The 9,280-nt window shown below is 37.3% G+C and carries 9 protein-coding genes; 4 read left to right on the top strand and 5 right to left on the bottom strand.

What is annotated here, in order from left to right; genetic code table 11:
* The first annotated feature begins 265 nt into the window (after positions 1-265).
* The 3 genes from V7024_RS12870 (at position 266) to V7024_RS12860 (ending at position 3,848) form a co-directional block, all read left to right on the top strand.
* Positions 266-541, top strand: coding sequence for an ArsR/SmtB family transcription factor (locus V7024_RS12870; RefSeq protein WP_335520512.1), 276 nt, complete (start codon positions 266-268; stop codon positions 539-541).
* 390 nt (positions 542-931) lie between these two features.
* Positions 932-2,362 (top strand): alanine/glycine:cation symporter family protein, encoded by a 1,431-nt coding sequence (locus tag V7024_RS12865; protein ID WP_335520517.1) that lies wholly within the window; start codon positions 932-934, stop codon positions 2,360-2,362.
* Between the two features lie 304 nt (positions 2,363-2,666).
* Positions 2,667-3,848 carry a NupC/NupG family nucleoside CNT transporter gene (locus tag V7024_RS12860; RefSeq protein ID WP_335520507.1) on the top strand — a complete coding sequence of 394 codons (1,182 nt, stop codon included), beginning with the start codon at positions 2,667-2,669 and terminating at the stop codon, positions 3,846-3,848.
* Between the two features lie 640 nt (positions 3,849-4,488).
* Here V7024_RS12860 and V7024_RS12855 read toward each other — a convergent pair.
* The 4 genes from V7024_RS12855 to V7024_RS12840 all read right to left on the bottom strand — a co-directional run bounded on the left by V7024_RS12855 (position 4,489) and on the right by V7024_RS12840 (position 7,795).
* Positions 4,489-5,667 (bottom strand): NAD(P)/FAD-dependent oxidoreductase, encoded by a 1,179-nt coding sequence (locus tag V7024_RS12855; RefSeq protein WP_335520504.1) that lies wholly within the window; start codon positions 5,665-5,667, stop codon positions 4,489-4,491.
* A gap of 44 nt (positions 5,668-5,711) precedes the next feature.
* Entirely contained in the window at positions 5,712-6,152 is a 441-nt protein-coding gene (locus V7024_RS12850) for a DUF1641 domain-containing protein (protein WP_020062876.1), read from the bottom strand.
* Positions 6,153-6,910: 758 nt separating this feature from the next.
* Positions 6,911-7,417, bottom strand: a complete 507-nt coding sequence (locus V7024_RS12845; protein ID WP_020062878.1) for a ferritin — start codon at positions 7,415-7,417, stop codon at positions 6,911-6,913.
* Positions 7,418-7,480: 63 nt separating this feature from the next.
* Positions 7,481-7,795, bottom strand: a complete 315-nt coding sequence (locus V7024_RS12840; RefSeq protein ID WP_335520496.1) for a MazG-like family protein — start codon at positions 7,793-7,795, stop codon at positions 7,481-7,483.
* A gap of 72 nt (positions 7,796-7,867) precedes the next feature.
* Between V7024_RS12840 and V7024_RS12835 the strand changes: the two genes are divergently transcribed.
* The gene (locus V7024_RS12835) at positions 7,868-8,446 is read left to right on the top strand and encodes a TIGR00730 family Rossman fold protein (RefSeq protein ID WP_335520492.1); all 579 of its coding nucleotides are present in this window, start codon (positions 7,868-7,870) and stop codon (positions 8,444-8,446) included.
* A gap of 261 nt (positions 8,447-8,707) precedes the next feature.
* On the opposite strand, the gene V7024_RS12830 is transcribed toward V7024_RS12835, so the two are convergent.
* The gene (locus V7024_RS12830; RefSeq protein WP_335520489.1) at positions 8,708-9,148 is read right to left on the bottom strand and encodes a Dps family protein; all 441 of its coding nucleotides are present in this window, start codon (positions 9,146-9,148) and stop codon (positions 8,708-8,710) included.
* Between the last annotated feature and the right edge of the window lie 132 nt (positions 9,149-9,280).

The following is a 9,280-nucleotide window of genomic DNA, read 5'->3' as shown; positions in this document are numbered from 1 at the left end:
CGTGCAGGCCCCTGCCATGTTTGCATGACAGCAGTTTATATGCCAAAAAATGAATTTATAAATAATAGAGAGACACATCTTCACTAGAATTATACCCTTTTCTAAATTTCTAAAAGGTATAGCTGAGTAGTTACGTTAATTTTATTTCTAAAATTTTTTTAAAAACTTTTCAAACGACGGACATAAAATGATAAATCCCTTCGAATAATATAATGAATCGTCGTATTCGAAATATATATATATGTATATAAAGGAGAAATAAAATATGATTAAAACAATAGAAAACTATGAAGATATTGCTGAGGTATTAAAAGTATTGGCACATCCTGTGCGTTTAAATTTAGTTGAAACGTTGATTACAAAAGGTCCTACGAATGTGACAACAATGTATGAAAAATTGGGAATGCCTCAAAGTACAGTTAGTCAGCATTTAGCGAAATTAAAAGCTGCGAAAGTTGTTTCGGGCACTCGAAAAGGGTTAGAAATTTATTATGAAGTAGTGGACAATCGCGCGCGAGAGATTGTAGCTAATATTATTTAAATGAAAATGATGGGGTTTTTATATTTTTTAACAGTCTAATATTTTATTGTAGACTCTAAAATATAATATTAGACTGTTAAACGATTTATAGAGAGAAGACTCACAGGTCGTATTTTGTTCTGCATAGCAGCAACTTATATAAATTCATGTCAAAAAGCACAATTCGGTTAGGAGGAATTGTGCTTTTTTGATGGATTATATTTCCGTGTTAGAAAATGTGACACACGTTTTATTTTTGTAAGCGTTTGCATTCTGTAGTATTTTAAAGAAAAACAGAGCATGTGAGAGGTAATGTGATATGGAGTTGTTATTTTGTCGAAAATTGTTGATTTTCGATTGAATTTAAATTATAATTGAATTTGTGTAAGAAAAAAAGGGAGGGACAACATGATTAGCATTTTAGAAAAATTCGTTGGAGCAACGAATAATATTCTATGGACTTATGTAATTATTGCGATGTTAATTGGCTTAGGCCTTTATTTTTCTTTTAAACTTAAGTTTGTTCAAATTCGTCACCTAGGGGAAATGATCCGTTTAATGACGGATGGATTGACAGGAAAAACGCGTAAAAAAGGTAGCGTTTCTTCTTTTCAAGCTTTTTGTATGAGTTCTGCAGCCCGCATCGGGATCGGGAACTTAGCAGGGGTAGCACTAGCGATTTCTATGGGAGGTCCAGGTGCGGTATTTTGGATGTGGTTAATTGCGATTATTGGAGCATCTTCAAGTTTTGTAGAGAGCACATTAGCGCAAATTTTTAAAATTAAAGATGGTAGCGGGTTCCGCGGTGGTCCAGCTTATTATATGGAAAAAGGTTTAAATAAACGTTGGATGGGAGTTTTATTCTCAATCCTAATTACAATTAGTTATGGGCTAATTTTCAATTCTGTACAGGCAAATACAGTGACGCTTGCATTTGAGAATGCATTCGGTCTTGAGCGTTATGTAGTTGGAATTGTACTTTCTCTTTTAGTTGCGGTTATTATTTTCGGTGGTGTTAAGAGTATTGCACGTATGTCAGAACTGATTGTACCGCCAATGGCAATTGTATATATTGGAATTGCGGTGTTTGTTGTAATTAAAAACATTACCTTGCTTCCAGATGTATTTTCAGAAATTTTCATGAGTGCATTTGGTTTGAAAGAAGCAGTGGGCGGCGGCGTTGGTGCTGCAATTATGATGGGTATTAAGCGCGGTTTATTTGCGAACGAAGCAGGTATGGGTAGTGCGCCGAACGCAGCGGCAACAGCGAACGTAACTCACCCTGCAAAGCAAGGATACATTCAAACGATTGGTGTATTAGTTGATACGTTCTTAGTATGTACATCTACAGCATTTATCGTACTATGTTCTGGTGCTTACAAAACGCCAGGTTTAACAGGTATTGAATTAACACAAGTTGCATTAAGTTCACAAATTGGATCATGGGCAAGTGGTTTCTTAGCAATTATTATTTTCTTATTTGCGTTTAGTTCCTTACTAGGAAACTATTACTATGGTGAAACGAACATTGAATTTATTAAAAGGAGCAAGCTTGGACTAACGGTATATCGTTTTGCCGTAGTTGGAATGGTTATGTTCGGTTCTGTTGCAGCTGTCCAAATTGTTTGGGATATGGCTGATTTATTCATGGGCTTCATGGTAATCACAAACTTAATTGCGATTGCGCTTCTTGGTAAATTTGCATTTGCTGCACTTAAAGACTATGTGAAGCAGAAGAAAGAAGGGAAAGATCCTGTATTCCATGCAAGTTCTATTCCGGGATTAAAAAATGCAGAATGCTGGGAAGATCCAGTGATTGAAAAAGAAAAACAAATAGGTTAGTAACGCGAAGGAGCATAGAGGCGGGACTCTATGTTCCTTTTTTTGTCTATTTTTCCCTTGAAGAAATGTATTGCTTTTTGCTAAGATAACGCTTACAATCGATTTATGGATGAAACAAAATGATATCATTCTCATATTCCACAATAACTATTCAGTATAGAATTTTGTTTAATGCAAACGCTTACTAGTGTAGGCGGTAATTTGCTTTTGAAGGAATTATTTTTTTAATCTAAATTGTCAGACGTCTATCGTTAGACGACTGGTACATCATGGTAGATCAGACTACAAAATGGAGGATTCAAATATGAAATTTGTCATGTTTCTTGTCGGATTAATTGCGGTATTTATACTAGCGTTTCTTGTAAGTAGCGATCGGAAAAAGATTAAATATAAGCCAATTGCTATTATGCTTGTTATTCAATTAGGATTAGCATATTTCTTACTAAATACACAGATTGGATACTATTTAGTTAAAGGGATTTCTGATGGATTTAGTACAATTTTAAAATTTGCGGACGCTGGAATTAACTTTGTATTCGGCGGAATGGTAAATAAAGGAGAATTCACATTCTTCCTTTCTGTATTACTTCCAATTATTTTCTTAGCGGTGTTAATTGGAATTCTGCAACATCTTAGAATTTTACCAGTCATTATTAAAGCAATTGGATTCTTATTAAGTAAAGTAAATGGTTTAGGAAGATTAGAATCTTATAATGCAGTAGCAGCGGCAATTGTTGGCCAAGGTGAAGTTTTCATTACAGTAAAAGATCAACTAAGTAAGTTACCAAAAAATCGTTTATATACACTCTGTGCATCTTCTATGTCGACAGTTTCCATGTCAATCGTTGGTTCTTACATGAAAATGATTGATCCTAAATTTGTTGTAACAGCACTTGTTTTAAACTTATTTAGTGGATTTATTATCATTCACATTTTAAATCCTTACGATGTGAGTGAAGAGGAAGATATTTTAGAGTTACAAGAGGACAAGCACCAAACGTTCTTCGAAATGCTAGGCGAGTACATTATGTTAGGATTTTCAATTGCAGTTACAGTAGCGGCAATGTTAATCGGATTCATTGCATTGATGGCAGCAATTAACGGTCTATTTGATTCGGTTTTCGGTATTACATTCCAAACAATCTTAGGATATGTGTTCTCACCATTAGCGTTCATCATGGGTATTCCAGCATCTGAGATGGTAACAGCTGGACAAATTATGGCAACAAAATTAGTAACAAACGAATTCGTTGCGATGCTTGATTTAGGAAAAGCAGCGAGCGGTTTAGCACCTCGTACAGTTGGTATCTTATCTGTATTCCTTGTATCATTTGCGAACTTCTCATCTATCGGAATTATCGCAGGTGCAACGAAGAGTATCGATGAAAAGCAAGCAAATGTTGTATCTTCTTTCGGATTAAAACTTGTATACGGTGCAACATTAGTAAGTGTCTTATCAGCGATTATCGTTGGGGTTATGTTATAAGATAAAATAGGAAAAGCAATGAGCAGCGGGCTCATTGCTTTTTTTGTTGCGCGCCCAGCTAAGCTGGGCGCTGCTCACTGGTGAAAGTCCAGTCTAGGTAAGAGCAAGTCGCCTAGTAGCTGACAGACAATCGGGGGAGAAATTCTAAGGTTGAGGCCCTGTGGCAAAGTAATTTCCTACTAGAAGTGCGAGCGAATTAGCAGACCGTAACATAAAGTGAACCTTGCTGCCTCGTCAAGAGCCCTCTAGCAATAGGAGAAAGTCGAGCCTGGAGTTAATAGGTGAAGACCATGGAATAGGGGAAGAACTTGGAAATGCAACATCGAAGAATCCCTCGGGGTAAGGAGGATGGTTTGATGAGGGGAAGCTAGAACAGAAAAGAGATGGCAAAGCCATCTCTAAAGAAATCTGTTTCAGTTCTCTACTCTACTACCTTTGTGCCCGCCTAGGCATGGCGAACTTCTCTTTACAAGAGGAGTACATGGATTATTTACAATACACAAAATTGTAACGAAGTAGACGGTATATTTAGAAAATTCGAAAGGTGTATATCAATTTCTTGTAGAATAAGTTATGTAGAGAATTTTGATCAAATAAAAACCCGAATCATAGATAAACATGATTCGGGCTATCAGTCAGATTAATAAGCTAAGCTGAATAGACCTTTAATGTGTGATAAGTAACGAACGTTACTTGCTTCTTTCATTAGAGATGCTGGTAAGCCTTTAAGTGGAGTTGAACTTGCTCCGATGATAGCAACTGCATCTTTACGGCCTAAACTTGCAAGTGTTCCAGAGTTTACTGGTGCAAACTCTTCGAATGCTTTTCCTTCTAGATGTGCATATAGATTGTAGCCAATTAGTTCGCCCATTTGCCAAGCGATTTGTGCTGTTGGCGGATATGGACGGCCTTCTGAACCGAAGACAACTGCACTGTCACCTGCAACGAATACGTCTTTATGAGAAGTAGATTGAAGGTATTCGTTAACAGTTGCACGGCCGCGGTTCACTTCAAGACCTGATTCACCTACTAGAGGGTTACCTTGAACGCCGCCTGTCCAAACGAACGTATTTGCAACGATTTTTTGACCATCTTTTAAATCAATTGTATTGCCTTCAACGTTTGTTACAGGAAGGCCTGTTAAGAATTGAACGCCGCGTGCTTCTAAGCTAGTAGTTGCACGTTCAATTAAATCATCCGGTAATACTGGAAGGATTTTTGGACCTGCTTCAACAAGCAATAACTTGATTTCTTTCGGATTTACGCCGTGGCTTTTTGCAAGCTTTGGCATAATATCAGCAAGTTCACCAACTAGCTCAACGCCAGTTAATCCGCCGCCGCCGATTACGATTGTTGCGTCAGCTTCATTTTTTGTTTTTGCGTATTCTTGAAGGCGTTCTTCAACATGTTTGAAGATTTTGTTTGCATCGTCTGCAGATTTTAATACCATGCTGTTTTCTTCTAATCCTGGGATGCCAAAGTAAGCTGTTTTACTTCCTAAAGCAACTACAAGAGCATCGTAAGATAAAGTATTGCCGTCAGCTAATTTTACTTCTTTTTTGTCTACTGAGAATGACTCAACTGTTCCGATTTTAAGATCGATATCTTTGCCTTTGAAAAGTTTTTCTAATGGCATAGCAATTGCCTGTTCAGAAACATTTCCTGCTGCAAGGCGGTGTAGTTCCGTAATAATTTGATGTGTTGGATATTGGTTGATAACTGTAACTTGTGCTTCTGATTTGCTGTAATGTTTACGTACATTTAAAGCTGCAAGAAGTCCGCCATAACCAGCACCTAAGATGACAATTTGTTTTGACATAGTATGATATCCCCCGTCTTTACTAATTGTTGTGTAAGAAAGAATTATTTATGATTGCGTTCCGCAGTAATTTGAAGATAAGCGTTTACAAAACGAAACATTTTTTGTGCTTGCGGATCTTTTAGCATTTTTAAAAGGCCAAAAAGACCAATAACTTCGTTGCTTTCTTCAGCGCGATCTTTCGCTTCGATAGCAGTTGCAGCAATGGTTTTCACTGTATCTTTTACAGGTTCTGCAAGTTCTTGGATTGCTCCAACAGTATCATTTTTTAATACTTCATCAGTAGCGACTGCTTGAGCGAAATCATAAGACTTTGTTAAAATGTTAACGAGCTCAGTTAATTTTGGAAGTTGTTCTACTAATGTAGTTAAAGACTCTTGAACTTCAGGCTTTAATAGCTGATCAAGTACATCAAGCTGTCCTAGGTTAGCAGAAATTTGTAATGATTCTTGTTCAGGCTTTGTTTGAGTGATTGTTTCTGGCATCTCCAATTCTCCTTTACGATAGCAATACTTCTTAAATTTTTGGGAATGAAAGAAGATTTCCCATTACAGGTAAGATTTCTTCGTCCGTAACAACTCGAGGAAATTTGTAAAACTTTACACAAAGATTTAGAGCAAGATGCTCTTAAAGCTACTATTGCCCGTCAATATGTCTTTTCAATTCGTTGGAACATTCGAATGAACTATAAGTAATCACCGAATCTGAAATAGTAAATTTTAAAAGGCTAGTTGCTTCCTCTAGCTTATGGACTTGTCCAGTAAAAAACTGTGTCTACCAACTGAGTATATTATATACTACAATACACCTATGTTAACATAAAAATGATGATTAAGCATTCGATTTTAATGACTATAATCTACGAACTTACAGGGCATTATACCTGTTGTTTTATTCCAACTTTACAATGTAAGAAGCATAAATTGACGAAAGCGGTCGATTTATGCTTTTTTTGTACATTTTTTCTTTTAAAAATGTATCTTCTTTCGGATTAAAACTTGTATAAGGTGCAACATTAGTAAGTGCTTTATCAGCGATTATCGTCGGGGTTATGCTATAAAGTGAAACTTTAATCAGTGGGGGGCTACTGATTATTAGCCCTCGCTAATCGGGCTTTTACGGGCAGTTATCCCCCGCCTATCTTCTCCGATTTTCTCTCAATCTTGAGGTGGGGGTCTTACTGCCCACGAATAGCGGGATAAAACAAAAAAAGCAATGAGCAGCGGGCTCATTGCTTTTTTGTTTACTCAGCAGGCGGAGTAAATGTACGTTTTTCTAATTCGGCATCTAACATAAACAATGCGTTTGAATCACTTGTAATACGCTTTAATTTTTGAATGATGCTATCGAAGGACGCTTCTTCTTCTACTTGCTCATCAACGAACCATTTTAAGAAGGTGATGGTAGCGTGTTCGCGCTCATCCCATGCAATATCAGATAAGTTATAAATACGTTTTGTAACCTCGCGCTCGTGCTCAAGGGCGATTTCAAAAGCAGATAAAATCGATTCGTATTCGTTATTTGGATGATCGAATCCAGTGATGATCGCACGCTCGCCGCGATCGTTAATATAATTGTACAACTTCATAGCATGGAAACGCTCTTCCTCTGCTTGTACAAGAAAGAAGTTCGCAAATCCATCATAGCTCTCTGATGTACAATATGCTGCCATTGCCATATACACATGGGCCGAGTAAAATTCAAAGTTCATTTGATCATTTAGTGCTTCACGTAATTTTGGAGATAACATTAAAAGACCCCTTTCATATTATTACAATATAATCATATCATAGTTGAAAATAATTCTCATTTATTATTCGAATCGTTTAGAAAGTTTTTTCACATGTGTTTCCATAATATCTTGCAAATCTAGGTTATATTTTTGCGCTAAAATAATAAGGTTTCCGAGTACATCACCAAGTTCTTCTTTTAATTCGATTGTTAATTCTTCTTGGGTCTTCGTCGTTTCATCTGGGCGATCGCGGCCGATTTCGATAGCGCGTACAACGCGAGAAACTTCGCCAACTTCTTCTGCTAAAAAATTAACGCGAATAAAAGAATTATATTGGGACCAGCCGCGTTCATGATAAAATTGTTCCACCCAACTTTGAAATTCATTCGTGTTCATCCTTCCCTCATCCTTTCAATATGTAGTATGATTACATTGTAGCATAACAATATATGGCTTTGGGGTGGCAGAATGAAACGAATTTGTGTGTTTGCAGGATCAAATGTTGGGGAGCGTCCAGAGTTTCAAACAGAAGCTCGTCAGCTTGGAAAAATACTAGTTCAGAATAATATAGAGCTTGTATACGGCGGTTCTTGCGTTGGATTAATGGGAGAAGTAGCGAATCAAGTATTAGAGCTAGGCGGCCGCGTAACAGGTGTCATGCCGCGTGGATTATTTAGAGGAGAAATTGTTCACCGCGGTTTAACAGAACTAATTGAAGTAGAAACAATGCATGAAAGAAAAGCGAAAATGAGTGAACTTGCTGATGCATTTATTGCATTGCCAGGTGGATATGGAACATTTGAAGAGCTGTTCGAAGTTGTATGTTGGTCACAAATCGGGATTCATGAAAAGCCCGTTGGCTTGCTGAACATTGCAGAATTCTACACACCATTATTACAAATGGTGGACCGTGCAGCAGAAGAAGGGTTTATGAATCCATCAAATAAAGAATTGCTTGTTTCAGCACAAACAGCTGATGAATTGTTTGTGCAAATGAAAGGCTACAAAAGACCAGTTATGGGGAATAAGTGGAAGCAGTTAACATGATAAAAACCGAGTGGGGGGTGTCCCACTCGGTTTTTTGATATGTGTTGTTTGTCGAATATCGTCGGAGGGTCTTTATATTGTGTCGAAGCGCCGATATATCATAAAAGTCGCCGATATATCGGCGACCGCTTCTGCTTTTCTATTGTCCAGCTCCAGCGGCTAGAATGTTCGGTGGCTTCGCTTCTTCCTGCGAGGTAAAAAGCACCTCTACGTCAGAAACTCCATCCCCCTCACATTCTGGACGAGCCGCTTCTGCTTTTCTTATTGATTCAAGAATGCACGTAACATCCATGTGTGTTTTTCAAGTTCTGTGTAGATGCCAAGTAGTAGGTCAGATGTCATTTCGTCGTCTGTATTTTGTGCGATTTCCATGCCTTTTTTCAGTTCGCCGAGCATCATTTCGTAGTCTTTCATAATTGCTTCGACCATCCCTTCTGCAGTTTCTCCGTAAGCTGCTTCTTGAATAGAAGATAATGTTAAATATTCTTTCATTGTTGCTACTGGTTTGCCACCAACTGCTAAAATACGCTCTGCAATTTCATCGATGTTCGTAGCTGCTTCTGTATAAAATTGTTCGAATTTCTCATGAAGTGTAAAGAATTGAGGTCCTGTAACGTACCAATGGAAATTGTGTAATTTTGTGAATAAAACGTTCCAGTTTGCTACTTGTTTGTTTAATGCTTCAATTACTTGCGTGTTCATATGATCAATCCCCTTTAAATTATTATTTTATACTGTTTGTTAATTTATAATCATTATAATCTAATGACGGGTATGAAATCAACCCTTTTTGCATATATAATTTTAAATATTTTGTGACACACATGTATGTTT

The sequence above is a fragment of the Bacillus sp. JJ864 genome (assembly GCF_036963045.1).
Taxonomy (GTDB): Bacteria; Bacillota; Bacilli; order Bacillales; family Bacillaceae_G; genus Bacillus_A; species Bacillus_A pseudomycoides_C.
This window is presented reverse-complemented; position numbering and strand designations above follow the sequence as displayed.

Coding starts and splice junctions, on each gene's coding strand:
- V7024_RS12870 (WP_335520512.1), top strand. CDS start 266: ATGATTAAAACAATAGAAAACTATGAAGATATTGCTGAGGTATTAAAA.
- V7024_RS12860 (WP_335520507.1), top strand. CDS start 2,667: ATGAAATTTGTCATGTTTCTTGTCGGATTAATTGCGGTATTTATACTA.
- V7024_RS12855 (WP_335520504.1), bottom strand. CDS start 5,667: ATGTCAAAACAAATTGTCATCTTAGGTGCTGGTTATGGCGGACTTCTT.
- V7024_RS12850 (WP_020062876.1), bottom strand. CDS start 6,152: ATGCCAGAAACAATCACTCAAACAAAGCCTGAACAAGAATCATTACAA.
- V7024_RS12845 (WP_020062878.1), bottom strand. CDS start 7,417: ATGTTATCTCCAAAATTACGTGAAGCACTAAATGATCAAATGAACTTT.
- V7024_RS12840 (WP_335520496.1), bottom strand. CDS start 7,795: ATGAACACGAATGAATTTCAAAGTTGGGTGGAACAATTTTATCATGAA.
- V7024_RS12835 (WP_335520492.1), top strand. CDS start 7,868: ATGAAACGAATTTGTGTGTTTGCAGGATCAAATGTTGGGGAGCGTCCA.
- V7024_RS12830 (WP_335520489.1), bottom strand. CDS start 9,148: ATGAACACGCAAGTAATTGAAGCATTAAACAAACAAGTAGCAAACTGG.